Below are 17,777 nucleotides of genomic sequence, written 5' to 3' on the forward strand. Positions count from 1 at the left end.
CCTTACCATTCCTGCCAAAGCCTGACCGGGCAGGGAATTTAGACCAAATCGGGCAAAAATGGAATTGCGGCATACGTTTTCCAGCCACGTCAAAAGGACACCAATCATGACATCTGCCCCCGTTATCGCACCGGCAGCCACCCACCCGGCACCGGCTGGAACACTGGTTATTCTTGGTGCCGCGGGAGACCTGACACACCGGCTGCTGGTGCCTGCCCTCTATGATCTGGCATGCAACGGATTTCTGCCTGATGATTTTCGCATCATCGGCGTCAGTCTTGAAAAGAACACCACCGAAGGCTGGATACGCTCCCTGCGTGAGAGGCTGGAAAGCTTCACGAAAGACCAGCATGCGGAATTCTATACTGTCAGCCTTAACGAGCAGGTCTGGAACTGGCTGGCCGAGCGGATGACGTACCGCTCACTCGACTTCACATCTGTCGAGGCCCTGCGCACCCTGAAGCCCGATGTCGGCACCGGCAATGCGGTGTTCTACCTTGCCTGCCCCCCGCGCTTTTTCGGGCCTGCGGCGGAAAGCCTGAGCCGCGCCGGCCTGATGGAAGAAGCACCGGGCAGCTTCCGGCGGCTGGTTATAGAAAAACCTTTCGGGACAGACCTTCTCTCCGCTCAGGCGCTCAATGCGCATCTGCTCTCCTTCCTGCGGGAAAGCCAGATTTACCGGGTGGACCACTTCCTCGGCAAAGAGACCGTGCAGAATCTGCTGGCGCTCCGCTTCAGCAACCTGCTGTTCGACCCGCTCTGGCGGCGTGACTATATTGACCATATCCAGATCACCGCAGCCGAAACTCTTTCTGTTGAAGGGCGCGGCGTGTTCTATGATGCCACGGGGGCGCTGCGGGATATGGTGCCCAACCACCTGTTCCAGTTACTGGCGCTGGTCGCCATGGAACCGCCTTCCTCCCTGAATGCCGAAGCCATCCGCAATGCCAAACAGCAGGTGTTTGATGCCATTCGCGCCATCTCGCCGGAAAATGCCGTGCGCGGCCAGTATACCGCCGGTGCCGTGGCCGGGCGCACAGTTGCCGCCTATCACGACAGCCCCGGCGTAAACCCGCAGAGCATGACGGAAACCTATGCCGCCCTGAAAATAGAAATTGATACCTGGCGCTGGGCCGGCGTGCCGTTTTACCTGCGCACCGGAAAAGCCCTGAATTCCAACGTGACCGAAATTGTGGTGCAGTTCAAGGAAACACCATACCCCTTGTTCCACATGGCGGATGGCCGCCCACAGATGCCTAACCGGTTTGTCTATAATATCCGCCCTGAAAAGGGGATGGACCTGCATTTCAATGCCAAACACCCCGGACCGGAAACCGTTGTGGATGAAGTTGTCTCCCAGTTTCGCTATCAGGACGCCTTTGGGGCCATTCCCAATGTGGGATATGAAACCCTGCTGTATGATTGCCTTCAGGGCAACGCCACCCTCTTCCAGCGCGCGGATAATATTGAAGCCGCATGGCGGGTGGTAGACCCTGTGCTGAAAGCCTGGAGCAGCGCCGTCACCCCCCCGGACTTCTATGAAGCTGGCAGCACCGGCCCCGCCGCGGCCGATGCCCTTCTGGCCCGTGACGGGCGGAGCTGGGCTCCCTTCGGCCAGCTTAAGAAAGATGCCTGAAAATCCTGGCTGAAATAGCTGCTTTGCGGACTATGTCGTGGCGGACCCCAACTCTGTGGCCCGCCTGCCCAAAGGGGTGGGCCGGAGGGCGGTGCATTATGGTGTCGCCATGGGCTGAATATCGTCGCGGTTGATAGTGATGATGAAAAACTTGTCCTCGCCCGGAAACTCGGCGCGGCCCGTGCCGTTAACACAAGCAGAAAGTAACCCGGCGACTTTTATATAGAACGACATTGGTGGCGTTCATGGCGGCCTGATTACTACAGTCTCCACCAAAGCTTTTGCACAGGCCATGGGCTATGTCCGGTCTGGAGGGATGCTTGCTCTGAATGGTCTGCCGCCGGGTGGTGTCCCTGTTTCGCTCTTCGGTATGGTGATGAAGGGTACGACCATTCGCAGTATTTTTGAACGCCTCGAAGACGGCAAGGTGGAAGACGTAGTGTGATCGACTTCCGGGCCTGAGTTTTCCGAGGGAATTGGAAAGGCTCTTGAAATGGCATACAAACCTGAAAAAAACCACCATGAAACTGGGCTGCCGTGAACAGGACGCCATTGATCTGGTCAATGACTCTCCTTACGGTCTGGGCGGTTCCGTCCTCACGCAGGATACGAAACGCGGTTTTGAGGTCGCAAAGCAGATTTCTCACAGACAAGAAAATTCCTCTTTAAATCATCTTATTTCCTTGAAACTATCCTTTTCTGAAACTCCGGCCCGGCAGATAATCTTGAGGTTTTAACGAGCCTCTTTACCCGCTCACAAAACATCCTGTGAATGGTATTTCCATTGGAATGCGTTCTGCGCTTTCTGACAATTTTTGAGTATTCAGATATCCATACCGTAAAAATTACATCAAAAAATTATATAATGCTCTCTAAAGACAGAAATTCTATTGTAATTCCCGCAAGACTTCCCCACTTCATTAAGAATTATTTATTTTAGAAAGGATCTGTCATGCCCAGCCTGTTTGAGCCGATTGAAATGGGAAGCATTTACGCCAAAAACAGAGTTTTCATGTCCCCGATGACGCGTGCCAAAGCCACCCCTGAGCATGTTCCGACCCCCATCATGGTCGAGTATTATACGCAACGTGCCACAGCAGGTCTGATTATCTCTGAAGCAACCGGCATCAGCCGGGAAGGTCTTGGGTGCCCCTATGCGCCGGGCCTGTGGACACAGGAGCAGGTGGAAGCCTGGAAGCCGGTTACTGCGGCAGTGCACGCAAAAGGCGGAAAGATCGTGGCCCAGCTCTGGCACATGGGCCGCGTGATGCATTCCAGTGTGACGGGCATGCAGCCGGTATCCTCCTCGGCAACAAAAGCGCCGGAGCCGCTTCATACGTACAACGGCAAGCAGGACCCCGAAGTCGCCCGCCCCCTGACCAAGGAGGACATCGCCCGTATCGTGAACGATTACGGAAACGCTGCCCGCAACGCCCTGGAAGCCGGCTTTGACGGAGTCCAGATTCATGCCGCCAACGGATATCTGATCGATCAATTCCTGCGGGACAGCGCCAACCATCGTTCCGATGACTATGGTGGCTCTCCTGAAAACCGCATCCGCATCCTGCGTGAAGTCACGGAAGCGGTGATTGCCGCGATTGGCGCGGACAAGACATCCGTACGGCTTTCCCCCAACGGCGATTCACAAGGGTGCATCGACAGCCACCCCGAGCAGGTTTTCATACCCGCAGCAAAGCTTCTGAACGATCTCAAGATTGCTTTTCTCGAACTGCGCGAGCTTGGTCCCGACGGCACATTTGGCAAGAGCGACCAGCCGAAACTGCATGGGCCGATCCGCAAAGTCTTCACGAAACCACTGGTTCTGAATCAGGATTACACGCGGGAAGAAGCGATTGAAACAGTCGCGACCGGTGTGGCGGACGCCATTGCTTTCGGGCGGCCTTTCATTGCCAACCCCGATCTGGTGCATCGTCTGGAAGACAATCTTCCCCTGAATAAGGATAATATCCAGACCTGGTATTCGCGGGGACCAGAAGGCTATATCGATTATCCATTTGCTCGGTAAAACCAATCTATTTTCAGAAAGCTCTTTCCCTCGGGAAGGAGCTTTCGTTTTTCTTCAAAGCCCTTTTTAGGCCAAGCCGGGGGCCGATCCATCAGGCACGAACGCCCATGTGCCAGAATGGAAAGAAACTGCTCTAGCAGCCTGTCGGGTTGGGCATTTTACGGCTGATAACGCCAAGGCTGACACGGCTTATACTGCCTGAAGCCGGGCCATTCTTTTGCAGTTATATGCGAGTGCGACGAGTGTCCATTCGGTCGTGACTTTTGCAAGGCCGCGCAGACTGAATCTTCTGAAACCCATGACGCTTTTGATAATGCCAAAGACCGGCTCCACGGTCTGTTTTCTCAGTCTGTAAAGATCTCCCGCTTCTGTGGTTTCCAGCCTCTCCTTCATGGCGAGCCGCCAGGGTTCGGTTATCCGGCGCGGCTCCCTGTCTTCAGGAGGAGGCCGGAAGTCGTAAGGCCTGCGGGCGCAGGGCCGTCCGATGGCGACCAGAGGATCAATGCCTTTTTTCCGCAGATCCCGGACCGCCTGTCCACTGGCGTAACCGGTGTCGGCGAGAACGGTTTTCGGGAGCCCGATCATGTCTTCCATCGACAGCACGGTGCTGGCAAAGGACGGCGCGTCCGCTGACGTGGCGACAACGTCAGTTGTCACGATCAGCTGACTGCCTTCGGCGCAGACCACGGCCTGCGCATTGTAAGCCTGCCGGAACTCGTGGGCGTCCGAACGCCGCATGAGGCGGCTGTCGGGATCGGTCAGGCTGATCTGCCTCTCCGGTGGTGGTTCATCATCCGGCGGTTTCGGCGCCCGGCCGCGACGTCCTGTCTTCGCATCACAGGCGGCTTTTTTCTGCTCGTATGCGGGGCGTGCCGCCTCGGCCTGCGCCTTCGCGTCCGCTTCCAGCCGGGCACAGGCTTCATCCAGCTTCGCTTTCAGCGTCTCCCGCCGGGCGAGTTCTTCGGGCAATGCCTGCGGATCACTGTCTGTGGCGTCCGCGTGCTCCGCCTGTTCCATCAGTTGTACGATATCCACCGCCAGTTGTTCGCGCAGGGCCTTGATCCGGTCGTAGCGAACCGAACGGTATTTCGAGGCATCGGCATCGATTTTCGTGCCATCAATCGACACCACACCCAGACGCAGCAGGCCCATCTCGCGCGCCAGAAGCAGGACCTGCGCAAAGGCAGCTTCGATGGCCGTCCGGTTTGTCCGGCGGAAAGTGGCAATCGTGTCGTGATCCGGATGCAGGTTCGCCGCAACGAAGCGCACCCCGATGTCGCGATATGTCGCCCGTTCGATCCGGCGTGAGGAAAACAGCCCGTTCGCGTAACTGAAGATCAGAAGGGACAGCATCAGGCGCGGATGATACTGCGCCTTGCCCCCCGTGCGTACCGGCACGCAAAATGCAGTCATCGGAACCCGCTCAACAGCGGCGACAATGAAATGCGCCATATCGTCAGCCGGAAGCCACGCCTTCAGGTCAGGCGGCAGAAGATATGGCTGGGATCGGTCAAACGGGATGAAACGGCTCATCCCATCACCCTACAGCCTCGCCACTTCAAAGGGTACCCCAACCCGACAGGCTGCTAGGGCGTTTTCTTTTCAGTCTGGTTCATATCCAGCTGCGGTGAAGAAGTTTGCGCATTCTGTGGGAGTGATCTGATCGATCAGTGCGCCGATCCTGTCCCACAGGGCATCGCGTGTCCGTTCCGCGGCCTTGCGGAGATGGGCCTTGAGTTTGGAGAAAGCCTTTTCGATGGGATTGAAGTCGGGACTGTAGGGAGGCAGATAACGCACGGTCGCGCCTGCCGCTTCGATCGCAGCCTGAACGCCGGGGCCTTTGTGCGAACCGAGATTGTCCATGATGACGATGTCGCCAGGCCGCAGATCAGGCACCAGCACGCGATCGATATAGGTTTGGAAGCTGCGACCATTGATCGGACCATCCAGCACCATGGGCGCCACGATACCGCTCACTCGCAACCCGGCGACGAATGTCGTTGTTTTCCAATGACCATGCGGCACGGCGGAACGCAGCCTCTGGCCGCGCAGACACCGCCCGTAGCGGCGCGCCATATTGGTGGAGGCCCAGGTCTCATCAATGAAGACCAGCCGCCCCGGATCGAGATCGGGCTGGGTATCGAACCACTCCTGTCGTCGCGTCAGGATGTCGGGGCGATCCTGCTCCGCCGCGTGAGCGGTCTTTTTTTCCATGTGATCCTGTGGCGCGCGAAGAAGCGCCATAGCGTGCCGATCGCAAAATGATGCCCGTCATCAGCCAGCCGGGCCCGGATTTCAGCCAATGTAAGATCGTCCTTCCCGGCGATCAGGGCATGGATGCGCTCTGCCTGTGCTTCAATCCTGTGGGACAGGCGGTCCCCGCCACGTGGCCTGGCAGCAGCACTGCCGGTCGCAGCGGCAAGGGCGCACCAGCGGATCGCACTCGCCGGACTGACGCCAAACCGTTCAGCCGCCTGACGACGCGATAGACCATTCGAAACGGCCGCAACAACACGTTCGCGGAGATCCAGAGACAGCGTGCGTGATGACATCCAGAGCCGGCCTCCATTCCGGCTGTCATCTTGAATCAGATCACGCCATATTTGGGAATCCCTCATGATTCAATCAGTGCGGAAAATGCTCTAGCGCTCACCGTGTTTCAGAACATGTTCGACAAGTTTCAGCCCGGTTTCAACCAGCTTTTCGGTCAGGGCGGCTCCGGTTTTGGCAGAACACAGGCGCGGATCACCACGCCCGATGCCGCGGGAAGCCGTTGCATCCCCTTCCAGAGGCACTGAAATCTGGGCGCCATCCAGATCAAGCGTGCCGAAATCAGAAACGTTCAAACCCCAGGCTGTTTTTTCTTCATGCACTGTCGGGAGAAGATCCTCCCTGACCAGATCAGGCAGAAGATGCATGCCAATGCTTGTCAACGGGTTTGCCCCATGCCCGCCGGACTGTGCGGCCTGTTCCGCCCCCACAACACCCGGCAGAAAGCCCGCAGCAACTCGCCATAAATAAAAGCTCGGGATCATGATGCCGTCCCGCAGCCAGATGGTGCGGGTGACATCATGAATCATGGTGCAGTTTCCACCATGACCATTCAGAATAATCAGGCGGGTTATGCCGTGCCGCAGCAGGCTTTCCAGCATATCCCGCAAGACCGCCTGAAGTGTGGTTTGAGAAAGTGCAATGCCACCCGGCATATATCCAAAATAATCCGCACCCCCAAACGGCAGGACAGGGGCAACATAAACCTCATGCCCCGCAGCCGCGGCCTTTCTGGCAATCTGCCCGGCCACGACATCCGCCAGAAGATAGTCCCCCATGGGCATATGCGGCCCCTGATCTTCAAAACTACCCAAAGGCAGAAGAACAACGGGAGACCGCGCGACAGCATCCCGCATTTCAGATGCTGTGAGATGCGCCATATGGAATTTGGTTTGCGTCATGCTGCCTCCCTTATCCTGCTGCCATTAGCCCTACCGCCGTAAAACGCCTTACTGTTTCACAACAGGCAGCAGGACAGACGTGGCCTCCGCACCGCCAAAATGAATGCTCTGCGTGGCTGACGTATAATCTGCCGGTTTCGCATCAAAAATATTTGGCACAAACTTCTGGGGGTTCCGGTCATAAAGCGGGAACCAGGAAGACTGGATCTGCACCATAATCCGGTGCCCTTTTGCAAACACATGGTTCACGGCAGGCAGCGTGAAATGATAATGCAGGGTGGCATTCGGCTGAAGCGCTTCGGGCTTGGCAAAATCCTTCCGGTACCGGCCCCGGAAAATATCCATGGAAACCGCCAGTTCATACCCGCCCATAGCCGGGTTATCCGGTGTCATGCCGGGCTGCACATCTATCAGCTTTACAACCCAGTCTGAATCAGACCCGGTGGTGGCGGCAAACAGATCCGCCACCGGCACGCCGCTCACCCGCACAGGTTCATCCAGAACCTCCGTTTCATAGGTCAGCACATCCGGGCGGGATTCCGCCTCCCGCTGGTCCTGCACCAGCCAGGGCTTCCACCGGTATCCCTGCGCAAAGGCAAAGGGGCGGGAGATGAAGGGAACAGGGTGGGCCGGGTCAGACAGATAGCTGTCCGCGCCATCCGTTGCCGGATGTGTAAAGCTCAGCCCATGGCCGCCTGTGAGATACAGCGGTGTCAGGCTACCGGTGCAGTTGTTTTCACAAACAGAGGGCCAGGAGCGGTAATAATCCCATTTCTGGTCTCCGGTATTGTAAATCACCGCGTCCGGCAGATGCACGGAAGGGCTGCCCGGCTTCAGATACTGGTCAAAGAACGGCCGGAACACATCACGCCGGTACTGGTGCGCGGTGTCTCCCTCAAAATCCAGCGGGCCGAGAGAGGAGCCATTATAGTTCACACCACTATGCCGCCATGGCCCCATGACAAGCGTATTCGGTGCCTTGACGTCCGCATCCTTCAGCGCGTGCCAGGCATGAATGGCGCCCCACATGTCTTCCTGATCCCACAGCCCCTGTTCCCACAGCATGGGAACAGTCGGTTTGCGCTGAGCCAGCAGTTTATCCAGCGCCTGCCCCCGCCAGAACGCATCATACGCCGGGTGCGCATGCATCCGCTGCCAGAAGGGATACTGGTCCAGACCCGCCTGCGTGGCAAAGCTTCCGGCGGAACCGGCTTTCAGAAAATTCGTGTAATCATCAGCATCCTTCCTCGGAATACTGTCACCCGAACCACGAACGGTCATCTGATCGGTAAAATAGTCAAATGAGCCCTGACGGAAGGCACCGTAATGGAACCAGTCATCCCCCATCCAGCCATCCACCATCGGGCTTTCCGGTGCGGCCACTTTCAGGGCCGGATGCGGCTCAAGCAGAGCCATCACAACGGTAAACCCTTCATAGGAAGAGCCCGTCATGCCAACGCGACCGTTGGACTCCGGCACATTGTGCACCAGCCAGTCCACCGTATCCCATGCATCGGTTGTTTCATCCGTTTTTGTCGGATTCAGGGGACCACGGGGCGGACGTGTCATGACGTAATCCCCCTGTGAACCATATTTCCCGCGGATATCCTGAAAAACGCGGATGTAGCCGCCCTCCACAAACACATCATCCCCTTGCGGCAGAATTTCCCGCATGGTCAGGCCATTGGGCACACGGTCAACGCGCTTTTTGGCGTTGTAGGGGGTACGTGTCAGAAGTATGGGGGCATTCCGTGCGTTTTTCGGAATGACAATCACGGTATACAGCTTTACGCCGTCCCGCATGGGCACCATGACTTCACGTTTTACATAATCCCGCAGTTGGTCTGTGGGCAGATGCACGCTGGCAGGAATATCGTTTCCGGTCTGCACGCTCAGCGGGTCATGTGCAGAGGCCGCCTCAGCCGGGGATGACGCCGCCTGAGCCGCCAGCGGCGTGGTTGCCAGAAGCAGGCCGGAGAGCGCCCCTCCGGCCCACAGCCCCCTTTTTTTCAGAGAGGTTTTCTGTTGTGCGATGGTAATTTTTTTCACCATGATCCTGCGCTTTTATCTGGTCCGTGCTTTTCAAGCTGGTGACCAGACGATGCGTTGGATCGGGCGGTTCGTCCACCTGTTTTTCGGCGTATCCTGCTCAGGCCGGGCAGGATACCGGTGTGATCTGTGCGAAGGCCCAGTCCAGCCAGGGGAGAAGGGCGCGCACGTCAGACGCTTCCACCGTCGCCCCACCCCAGATGCGCAGGCCCAGCGGGGCATCCCGATAGCTGGCGATATCAAACGCAATGCCTTCCCTGTCCAGCAGGGAGGTCATCTGTTTGACAGCCTTTTCCTGTTCGGCCCGTTCCAGCGCCAGAAACCACGGGGCCACAATACGCAGGCAGATGGATGTAGAGGACCGTTCTTCCTCATTCCGCGCAAGAAACTCCACCCAGTCGGACTGTGCTTCCCATGCCGTGATTTCTGCCAGATTGGCCTGACTGCGAGCCTTAAGCCCGGCCAGCCCCCCCACGGATTCAGCCCATTTCAGGCTGTCCAGCGCATCTTCCACACACAGCATGGAGGGCGTGTTGATGGTATCCCCCCGGAAAATGCCTTCTATCAGCTTGCCTTTTCCCACCAGACGGAAAATCTTGGGGAGTGCCCGTGGCGCTTCAAAACTTTCCAGCCGGGCCACCGCACGCGGAGAGAGTGCGAGCATCCCGTGCGCAGCCTCACCCCCCAGCGCTTTCTGCCAGGACCATGTCACCACATCCAGCCGGTCCCACGGCAGATCCATGGCAAAGGCCGCAGAGGTTGCATCACAGATCACCAGCCCCTCATGAGTGGCCGGAATAGACTCTACGGAAGGCAGGCGCACACCGGAGGTGGTGCCGTTCCACGCCAGCACGACATCATGCGCCCAGTTGACCTGCGAAAGATCGGGGAGCTGACCATACTCCGCTTTCAGAACGCGGGCCTGCTCCAGCTTGAGCTGAGAGACGATATCCTGCGCCCAGAGGGAGGAGAAACTCTCAAACGCCAGCACATCCACAGGCCGCGCCCCCAGAAGGGACCACAGGGCCATTTCCACCGCACCTGTATCCGAGGCGGGCACAATGCCCACGCGCCAGCCTTCGGGCACACCCAGTATGGCGGCGGAACGGTCAATCACGTCCGCCAGTCTGGCGCGGCCTTCCGCGGAGCGATGGGAGCGGCCCGTCAGTGCGCCTGCAAGAGCGGAAACGCTCCATCCCGGGCGCTTGGCGCAAGGGCCGGACGAAAAGCACGGATTGACGGGACGGCAAGCCGGACGGGAAGAATGTGTGGAATATGAAGAGGTCATCACCCTGTCCGGTCAAAGGAAGTGAGACAAATTATGGTGCGAGAGAGGGGACTCGAACCCCTATGCCTTGCGGCGGTCGATTTTGAGCCGACTACGTCTACCGATTCCGTCACTCTCGCGGCGCACCCCTCCTACCAGCAAAAAGGCCGGTAGAAAAGGCAGGGCATGCAGGCCGCCGGTAGATTACCGGCAGACGCGGGGCGTGCCATCTGCGGCGATATAGGTTCCCGTCTGCGGATTGAAGCAGGCATTCTGGACACAGCTGTTCCCGCTGGAGAGCGGCTGTGGGTAATTCTGCACCGCCATGGCCTGACTTTCCCGCGCCGCCATGCCGCACAGGGGGGTGTCAGCCGGAGCGGAGGGATCATTCGTCAGCTGGCTTTCATCCGCCGGAGCGCCTTGCTGGATGGCCATATTCGGCGGAAAGCCCTGCACCGGGCGTCTGGCCTGCACAGCAGGCTGAGGCTGGGCGGCACACCCCGCCAGCAGCGCCAGAGCAAGGCAGCACCCGAGCGGACGGAAAAAACCAGTGGACATGCGGACATTCCCCTAAAAGCAGGATGGGCCTCACAGCCCCTGTTGATTTGTGTGCGATCTGCACTGGCTGACACAATAGACAGGATCAGAATTCAAGCTCAACCGGCCTTATAAATCCAAAGCGGTCTGTTCCGCCTTTACGGCCTTTTTCCGGGCGATAACGGCGTCACGCTGGCCATCACCAAATGTCAGCACCACATCCTCCCCCACTTTCAGCGCGCGGGCTGACGTCACGGGCTGCCCGCCTGCGGTCACCAGCGCATAGCCTCGCGCCAGCACCGCCTGTGGAGAGACAGCATCCAGTTGGCCGCCCATACCGGCCAGCGCCGTCCGCCGTTCCCGCACCAGAGCCGCCAGCGGGGCCGGGGACATCCGCAGCCGCCCCAGCCGGGCCTCACGCCGCTGCACATCCTGCCGTATGCCCGCCTGCAAGGCGCTGCCCAGCAGGGCCACACGGGTGCGGCGGGCTGAGAGAAGTGTCTCCACCGCAGGCATATGCCGCTCCACCGCCACCAGCGCCACGCGCCGCCCCTGCACAAAGCCGGGCAGGGCGACATCCAGCCTGTGGCCACGGTCATCCAGCTGCATGCGGGCTGTGCCCAGCAGGCCGGGCAGGTCCGGCAGGGCCGCCGCCGCACGGTCCAGCCGCAGGCGTGCTGTCTGCATCATGCGGGAGAGAGCCCCCAGCGCCCGCGCCCCCCGATGCTCCAGCTCCGCCAGAAGTTCCGTCCGCACCGGCACGGCCAGTTCCGCCGCGGCTGTTGGCGTGGGGGCGCGGCGGTCCGAGGCAAAATCGATCAGCGTGGTATCCGTCTCGTGCCCCACGGCGGAAATCAGCGGGATACTGCACGCGGCGGCGGCGCGCACAACGCCTTCATCATTAAAGGCCATCAGGTCTTCCAGAGACCCGCCACCACGCGCCACAATCACCACATCCGGCCGGGGCACGCCGCCGCTACCATCCAGCGCGGAAAAACCGTTGATGGCGGCGGTAATCTGCGCTGCGGCACCTTCCCCCTGCACCGCCACCGGCCACACCAGCACGGGGCGAGGGAAACGGCGGCTGAGCGTTGTGCAGATATCATGCAGCACGGCCCCCTGGGCGGACGTCACCACACCAATCACACGCGGCAGCAGGGGCAGGGGGCGTTTGCGCACCGCATCAAACAGGCCTTCTTCCGCCAGCTTCAGCCGCAGGCGCTCGATACGGGCCAGCAGGGCGCCTTCCCCCGCATACTCCATCCGCTCCACGACAAGCTGATAGCCCGAACGCTCGCCGTAGGCGGAAACCTTGCCGGTTGCGACAATTTCCAGCCCGTTTTCCGGCACCAGCCCAAGGCGGGAGACAGAGCCGCGCCAGACCACGCCGGAAATCTTGCCACGCTCATCTTTCAGTGAAAAATAAAGATGGCCGGAAGGATAGCGCTTGAATTCGGTAATCTCTCCGCGCACCCGTACACGGCCAAAGGTGCTCTCAAGCGTCTGCCTGATAGCGCCTGATATTTCCGAGACACTGTATTCCGGCACATTCCCGCCGGGGGGTGCCCCTGTCGCAAGCCCTTCGATCATTTGCCTAACCTATGCTACAGACGCTCGCCCTGAAAGAGCAGAGCTTACAGATTGAGAGAGAAAAGAATGCGGGTACTTCTGGTTGGATCAGGCGGTCGTGAACATGCACTGGCCGCAACACTTGCACGTTCCCCCAAACTGACAGCCCTGTTCATTGCCCCCGGAAACCCCGGCACGGCTGGGCTGGGCACCAATGTGGCCATTGGCGCGAGCGATATTCCCGCCCTGATCACGTTCGCAAAAGAACAGCAGATTGATCTGGTTGTACCCGGCCCTGAAGCCCCGCTGGTGGTGGGCCTGGCGGATGCCTGCGCCGCCGCAGGGCTGGCATGTGCCGGCCCCACGCAGGCCGCCGCACGCCTTGAAGGCAGCAAGAGCTTCAGCAAGGATGTCTGCTACGCTGCGGGTGTTCCCACCGCCAGAGGCGAACGCTTCACGGATGTTGAGGCCGCCATCACCTATATTGCGGAACGTGGTGCCCCCATTGTGGTGAAAGCCGATGGTCTGGCGGCAGGCAAGGGCGTGGTGGTTGCCCAGACGGTGGCAGAAGCGCAGGACGCCGTGCGGGAGATGATGACGCACGGCACAATGGGCGATGCAGGCCGCAGTGTGGTGATTGAAGATTGTCTGGTGGGGGAGGAAGTCTCTCTCTTCGCGTTCTGCTCGGGTGAAACCGCCATGCTGATCGGGGCGGCGCAGGACCACAAACGCATTGGTGATAACGATACCGGCCCCAACACCGGCGGCATGGGCGCGGTCTCCCCCCCGCGCGGGTTTGACCGGGCCGCGCAGGAGGCGGCGCTGGACGTACTTGTACGCCCGATGCTGAAGGAAATGGTCCGCCGGGGCACGCCGTTCCGTGGTGTGATTTTCGCAGGGCTGATGCTGACAGAAACCGGGCCGCAACTGATTGAATACAATGTCCGCTTCGGAGACCCGGAAGCCCAGGCTCTGCTGCTGCGCCTGACCTCCGACCTTCTGCCCGCACTGGCAGCCCTTGCCGAAGGGACACTGGATACCACTCCTGTCACCTTCTCTGATCAGGCCGCCATCAGCATTGTCATGGCCGCACGCGGCTATCCGGCAGCGCCGGAGATGGGTGCCGTGATTTCCGGAATTGCCGATGCGGAAGCGCTTGAGGGCGTTTGCGTCTTTCAGGCTGGCACCAAGGAAAACGCGGCACGGGAACTGGTGGTGGCCGGGGGGCGTGTTTTGTCCGTCTGCGCGCTGGGGGATACCGTGCAGCAGGCACGGGACCGTGCCTATGCCGGTGTCAGAGCCATTTCATGGGATGGCGCGGCCTGGCGCACGGACATCGGAGCACGCGCGCTCTGAAGAGCCACACGCCCTGACGCACCATCAGGCGCGTATCCTGATAGCCCGCCCGGCTTTTTTACAAGCGGGGCGGGCTACCCGCTGCATCTTTCCTGCCGCGCGTGAACCTTCCGGTTCCGCTCACACATCCCACGAGCGCATCAGCACCAGAGCGTCCGAACCATCGGGGTAATAGGCGCGGCGTTTTCCGGCCTGCACAAATCCGGCCCCCGCATACAGCGCCTGTGCGACCTTGTTTCGGACAGACACCTCAAGAAACATATGGTCCGCGTCACGCTCCTGCGCTTCCATGAGGCTCCAGGCCAGAAGCTGTCTGGCAATGCCCCGCTGCCGAAAAGCCTGCGCCACACACACGGTCAGAATTTCCGCTTCATCCGCCACGCACCGCAGCATGAGGAACCCTGCGGGCTCCTCCCCCTGAAGGGCAAGCCCGGTTACAACACCGGCCATGGGTAAAAGCTGGGTTAAAGCGGCTTCATCCCACACATCCGCCGCAGAGAAGCTCTGGGCATGCAGCGCGGCCAGAACGGCACCATGCGCCTGTCCTGCTTCAATAATCCGCACCGCTGGCAAAAATGTCTGGCTCAAGCGTCTCTGGCTCAAACCGGGGCCGACCGTAACCCAGACATCGGCAGCTTTGCCTCTGGTGGGTCAACATACAGGGGCAGGGCATCACGCGGGGCAAGCTCCCCGTTCAGCCGCGCCACAGCGGCAGCGGCAATCTGGCAGGGCGTGGGTTGTGCAAGATCAGAAAAAACCGCCTCCGCCACAGGCAGCAGCGCTGCGGCCTCACCCGCCACCAGCCAGCGGCCCGGCAGGGGGGACCAGTCAGCAAGGGCCACAGCCTGCACACCTCCGGCGCGCTCCACAAACACCCGGCCCCGCCGGGCCGCCGTGACCAGAAGCCAGCCCTCCAGCCCTTCATGCCGGGCACAGTCTTCCTCAAGCGGCGGGCGCAGGGCCTCGCCGCGCGTAACGCCCACCAGAGGGCAGCCAGCCCCCAGCGCATATCCCGCCGCCATGGCGCAGGAGGCACGCAGGCCGGTAAAGGAGCCGGGGCCAGTCACCACCGCCACCAGATCCGGCTGTACAGGCTGACCAGCCCCCCAGCCCGCCTGATGCAGGGCCTGAGCCGCCAGAAGGCCGATCCCTTCCGCGGCCTGCTTCCCCTCGGCCCGGACATGGGCCAGAACCCTGTACTCGCCCCCTTCTGAGGGGATGAGACAGGCCGCCATGCCGGAGGCGGCCTCTCCAGCCGCGCTGCCATCCAGCACCAGAAGACGTTCAGGATTTCTCACAGCAGACGACACGCCTCATCAAAACCAAGGCGCGGGGCGCGGGGGGGCAACTGCTCAATATCCCCATAGCCCAGACACAGCAGGAAATTCGCCCGCCAGCCCTCTTCGGACAAAAAGGCCTCTTCCACCAGTGTCTGATCAAACCCGGAAATCGGCAGGGCATCCAGCCCCAGAGCGCGGGCCGCCATGATCATGTATGCCCCTTCCAGCGTGCCATTCCGGAAGGCGGTCTCTTCAGCCAGCCCGACATCCGCCGCAAACCACGAACGCAGTTCCTCATTGGGGGCCAGACGGGGCAATTCATCAAAAAACAGGGGGTCATGCGCCACAATGGCAATAACAGGCGCGCCCATAACCCGGTTCACATTCCCTGCGGAAAGAGCCGGACGCAAGCGCTCCCGCCCTTCAGACGCGGTGATAAACACAAACCGGGCAGGGCTACAGTTGCCCGAGGTCGGACCGAGGCTTGCCAGAGCATACAGGCGGCGCAGAACAGAAGGCTCAACCGGGCGCGCCATCCAGCGCCGTGGCGTGCGTGCCTTTTGGAAAAGAAGATCCAGCCCGCTATCATCCAGCATTTCTGTTCAGCCTCCGCTCCCCCGCCACTGCGGGGCATTCCTGTGTCTGCTCCCTCCTTTTAGGTCACAGACCCGGAGACGGAAAGATGCCGAAGCGGCACCTTACCCTTCAACCTGCTCCACAGAAACAACTTCCGGCACATAATGGCGGAGCATGTTTTCCACACCGTGCTTCAGCGTCGCGCGGGAGGACGGGCAACCGGAGCACGCACCCTGCATGGTCAGGCGCACAATGCCATCCCTGTAGCCACGGAACACGATATCCCCGCCATCACCCGCCACGGCGGGGCGCACGCGGGTATCCAGCAGTTCCTTGATCTGGGCCACAATTTCCTGATCTTCCGGGGCGATGGGCTCTTCCGTAACGCCAACGCCTTCGGCCACCACGGGCGTTCCGGCCACAAAATGATCCATCAGGGCCGTGAGCACCAGCGGGCGGAGTTCGGCCCAGTCTGCCTGATCCGCCTTGGTGACAGACACAAAATCATGCCCCATGAACACACGGGAGACACCCGGCAGCGCAAACAGCGCCTCTGCCAGCGGAGAACGGCCCGAAACGGCATCGGCATCAATAAAGTCAACCGTTCCGGCATCTCCCATCACGGCACGGCCGGGAAGAAATTTGAGCGTGGCGGGATTGGGGGTATCTTCAGTTTCAATAAACATGGCACTCGGTCCTGATCATCTGCGACATCTCTGTGTCACCAGTTGGCATCACAATGCGGACAGGACAAGTCCTGTATCGCAAGAAAACAGTCTTTCTCAGGGAAAGCCGGTACACTTTCCCGCCAAGGCCGCCCGCAGCAGCCTGTTCCGCAAGGCAGGATCACTCGCATAGAGGAACAGGCCACGCACGGCCCGTGTCATCAGAACCGAAATGGCGTTGAGCATGATGCGCTCCTTTGTGGCTTCAGGGTCTGAAAGCCCGTCGCGCCCGGTAAAGGCCGCGCCATCTTCATACCGGCTGGTTTCAAGGCAGATCCCGTCCGTTACCGGATCATACCGCACGGAGGGGCCTAAAATCAGCCCGACATAATTGAGGTCAAACCCTTGCACGGTATAGACCGACCCCACTTCATCAATCGTATCGGGTCTTTCCGCCCAGGGCAGTTTTTCATCCGGTCTGGAACGGTCCCACCGCAGGGTGAAGCGTCCTTCATGAATAAAATGATCCTCCCCATCCAGCCTGTAGGGGTAGTCATAGGTCGCGACCATGCGGGACAGCCCATATCGGGCGTTCTTCTTTTGAATGGCCTCGTAAAGCTCCTGCGCATCTTCAAAAAAGCGGAAATCAAACGCCTGCTTTTTCGGCATTGGCAGAATTTTTCTGGTGCAAAACCCCTCAATCCAGTCAAGCACGTCCTGACCGGCCTGCATACGGAACTGCTTGTGGAGGGTATATCTCTGGCACGGGAATTTTTTCACCAACGCGTCCAGAAGCTCCCTGCTCCAGCAGCTCTTGAACTTCAGAACCTGTTTTTCATCAAACACCAGCACCGTAATCCGGGCCAGTGCAATCAGTTCCTCAAGATGGTTATTCTGTTCAAATCTGTTGTATTTATCACTTCTTGTCAGAAGAAGATGCCCTTCATCCACAAAAAGAATATCCGCTTTCTCCCCCGCCTTGCGCATCCGGTTGACGAATGTTGTTGGCCGTTCAAAATCTTTCTTTTTCAGATTAGGATAGTGTTCGGAAATATTCCTGTAGAGCTTCATCATCTCGGGATGGTTCACGACAAGATAATTTCTTGTGCCCCAAAAAGGGCCTGCCGTGCCGGAAGAGCGTGAGAGAGACTGTATCTCGTTAAAAATGGAATTGAGAACAAGACTCTTCCCAACTCCCGCTTCTCCTTCAATCAGGAACACGGCATGCTCATCATGCCGGTGCGCAAGGCAGAAGGTCTTGATGGCGTCTTTCAGGTCTTTCTGTTCGGCGGAAAGCTGCCTTTCCGGAGATAGTCTCTCCGCCGCCGTATTATCATACGCGCTCTGCACAACAGCTTTCATGA

General features: G+C 59.6%; 17 protein-coding genes, 1 tRNA gene and 1 pseudogene. 5 read left to right on the plus strand and 14 right to left on the minus strand.

The annotated features are described in order from the left end of the window. Positions 1-106 precede the first annotated feature (106 nt). On the plus strand, positions 107-1,636 hold the full coding sequence (gene zwf / locus GOB82_RS04085; protein WP_166120039.1) for a glucose-6-phosphate dehydrogenase: 1,530 nt from the start codon (positions 107-109) through the stop codon (positions 1,634-1,636). 96 nt (positions 1,637-1,732) lie between these two features. Here the strand turns inward: zwf and GOB82_RS13630 are convergent, their stop codons facing one another. Continuing rightward, complete coding sequence (locus GOB82_RS13630) at positions 1,733-1,870, minus strand: hypothetical protein (RefSeq protein WP_166120042.1); 138 nt, start codon at positions 1,868-1,870, stop codon at positions 1,733-1,735. Positions 1,871-1,952: 82 nt separating this feature from the next. Here GOB82_RS13630 and GOB82_RS13635 point away from each other — a divergent pair, with 82 nt between their 5' ends. The 3 genes and pseudogenes from GOB82_RS13635 (at position 1,953) to GOB82_RS04100 (ending at position 3,662) form a co-directional block, all read left to right on the plus strand. Next, positions 1,953-2,081, plus strand: a complete 129-nt coding sequence (locus tag GOB82_RS13635) for a hypothetical protein (RefSeq protein WP_265794219.1) — start codon at positions 1,953-1,955, stop codon at positions 2,079-2,081. A gap of 94 nt (positions 2,082-2,175) precedes the next feature. Further along, a pseudogene (locus tag GOB82_RS13370) lies at positions 2,176-2,277 on the plus strand (aldehyde dehydrogenase family protein); the annotation flags it as partial. Positions 2,278-2,588: 311 nt separating this feature from the next. Beyond that, complete coding sequence (locus GOB82_RS04100) at positions 2,589-3,662, plus strand: alkene reductase (protein ID WP_166120045.1); 1,074 nt, start codon at positions 2,589-2,591, stop codon at positions 3,660-3,662. Between the two features lie 189 nt (positions 3,663-3,851). On the opposite strand, the gene GOB82_RS04105 is transcribed toward GOB82_RS04100, so the two are convergent. The 8 genes from GOB82_RS04105 to xseA all read right to left on the minus strand — a co-directional run bounded on the left by GOB82_RS04105 (position 3,852) and on the right by xseA (position 12,557). Further along, positions 3,852-5,195: an IS1182 family transposase gene (locus tag GOB82_RS04105; protein WP_166120048.1), complete on the minus strand. Its 1,344-nt coding sequence runs from the start codon at positions 5,193-5,195 to the stop codon at positions 3,852-3,854. Positions 5,196-5,264: 69 nt separating this feature from the next. Next, positions 5,265-6,214 (minus strand): IS630 family transposase gene (locus GOB82_RS04110; RefSeq protein WP_198911950.1). Its coding sequence is split into 2 segments (ribosomal slippage): positions 5,265-5,870 and positions 5,873-6,214, totalling 948 coding nucleotides; the frame shifts between segments, so codons are not numbered across the junction. Positions 6,215-6,304: 90 nt separating this feature from the next. Next, on the minus strand, positions 6,305-7,114 hold the full coding sequence (locus GOB82_RS04115) for a creatininase family protein (protein ID WP_166120053.1): 810 nt from the start codon (positions 7,112-7,114) through the stop codon (positions 6,305-6,307). 48 nt (positions 7,115-7,162) lie between these two features. Beyond that, positions 7,163-9,166, minus strand: a complete 2,004-nt coding sequence (locus GOB82_RS04120) for a CocE/NonD family hydrolase (RefSeq protein WP_166120056.1) — start codon at positions 9,164-9,166, stop codon at positions 7,163-7,165. A 97-nt stretch (positions 9,167-9,263) separates the two neighbouring features. Continuing rightward, positions 9,264-10,451 carry a phosphoserine transaminase gene (locus tag GOB82_RS04125; protein ID WP_166120059.1) on the minus strand — a complete coding sequence of 396 codons (1,188 nt, stop codon included), beginning with the start codon at positions 10,449-10,451 and terminating at the stop codon, positions 9,264-9,266. Positions 10,452-10,485: 34 nt separating this feature from the next. Beyond that, positions 10,486-10,570: transfer RNA gene (locus GOB82_RS04130), tRNA-Leu, on the minus strand. A 64-nt stretch (positions 10,571-10,634) separates the two neighbouring features. Continuing rightward, the gene (locus GOB82_RS04135) at positions 10,635-10,988 is read right to left on the minus strand and encodes a hypothetical protein (protein ID WP_166120061.1); all 354 of its coding nucleotides are present in this window, start codon (positions 10,986-10,988) and stop codon (positions 10,635-10,637) included. Between the two features lie 108 nt (positions 10,989-11,096). Then, entirely contained in the window at positions 11,097-12,557 is a 1,461-nt protein-coding gene (gene xseA, locus GOB82_RS04140) for an exodeoxyribonuclease VII large subunit (protein ID WP_166120064.1), read from the minus strand. Between the two features lie 66 nt (positions 12,558-12,623). Between xseA and purD the strand changes: the two genes are divergently transcribed. Next, on the plus strand, positions 12,624-13,892 hold the full coding sequence (purD, locus tag GOB82_RS04145; protein ID WP_166120067.1) for a phosphoribosylamine--glycine ligase: 1,269 nt from the start codon (positions 12,624-12,626) through the stop codon (positions 13,890-13,892). 120 nt (positions 13,893-14,012) lie between these two features. Here the strand turns inward: purD and rimI are convergent, their stop codons facing one another. From rimI to GOB82_RS04170, 5 genes are all read right to left on the minus strand, one after another. Beyond that, positions 14,013-14,480 (minus strand): ribosomal protein S18-alanine N-acetyltransferase, encoded by a 468-nt coding sequence (gene rimI, locus GOB82_RS04150; protein ID WP_242007187.1) that lies wholly within the window; start codon positions 14,478-14,480, stop codon positions 14,013-14,015. Positions 14,481-14,491: 11 nt separating this feature from the next. Beyond that, positions 14,492-15,127, minus strand: a complete 636-nt coding sequence (gene tsaB / locus GOB82_RS04155) for a tRNA (adenosine(37)-N6)-threonylcarbamoyltransferase complex dimerization subunit type 1 TsaB (protein ID WP_166120418.1) — start codon at positions 15,125-15,127, stop codon at positions 14,492-14,494. A 59-nt stretch (positions 15,128-15,186) separates the two neighbouring features. Further along, a complete protein-coding gene (locus tag GOB82_RS04160; RefSeq protein WP_166120070.1) occupies positions 15,187-15,768 on the minus strand; it encodes a malonic semialdehyde reductase in 582 nt (193 codons plus the stop codon). Between the two features lie 102 nt (positions 15,769-15,870). Then, the gene (locus tag GOB82_RS04165) at positions 15,871-16,434 is read right to left on the minus strand and encodes a NifU family protein (RefSeq protein ID WP_166120072.1); all 564 of its coding nucleotides are present in this window, start codon (positions 16,432-16,434) and stop codon (positions 15,871-15,873) included. A 96-nt stretch (positions 16,435-16,530) separates the two neighbouring features. Beyond that, complete coding sequence (locus GOB82_RS04170) at positions 16,531-17,775, minus strand: DUF2075 domain-containing protein (RefSeq protein WP_166120075.1); 1,245 nt, start codon at positions 17,773-17,775, stop codon at positions 16,531-16,533. Positions 17,776-17,777 lie beyond the last annotated feature (2 nt).

The sequence above is a fragment of the Acetobacter farinalis genome, assembly GCF_011516935.1.
Classification (GTDB): Bacteria; Pseudomonadota; Alphaproteobacteria; order Acetobacterales; family Acetobacteraceae; genus Acetobacter; species Acetobacter farinalis.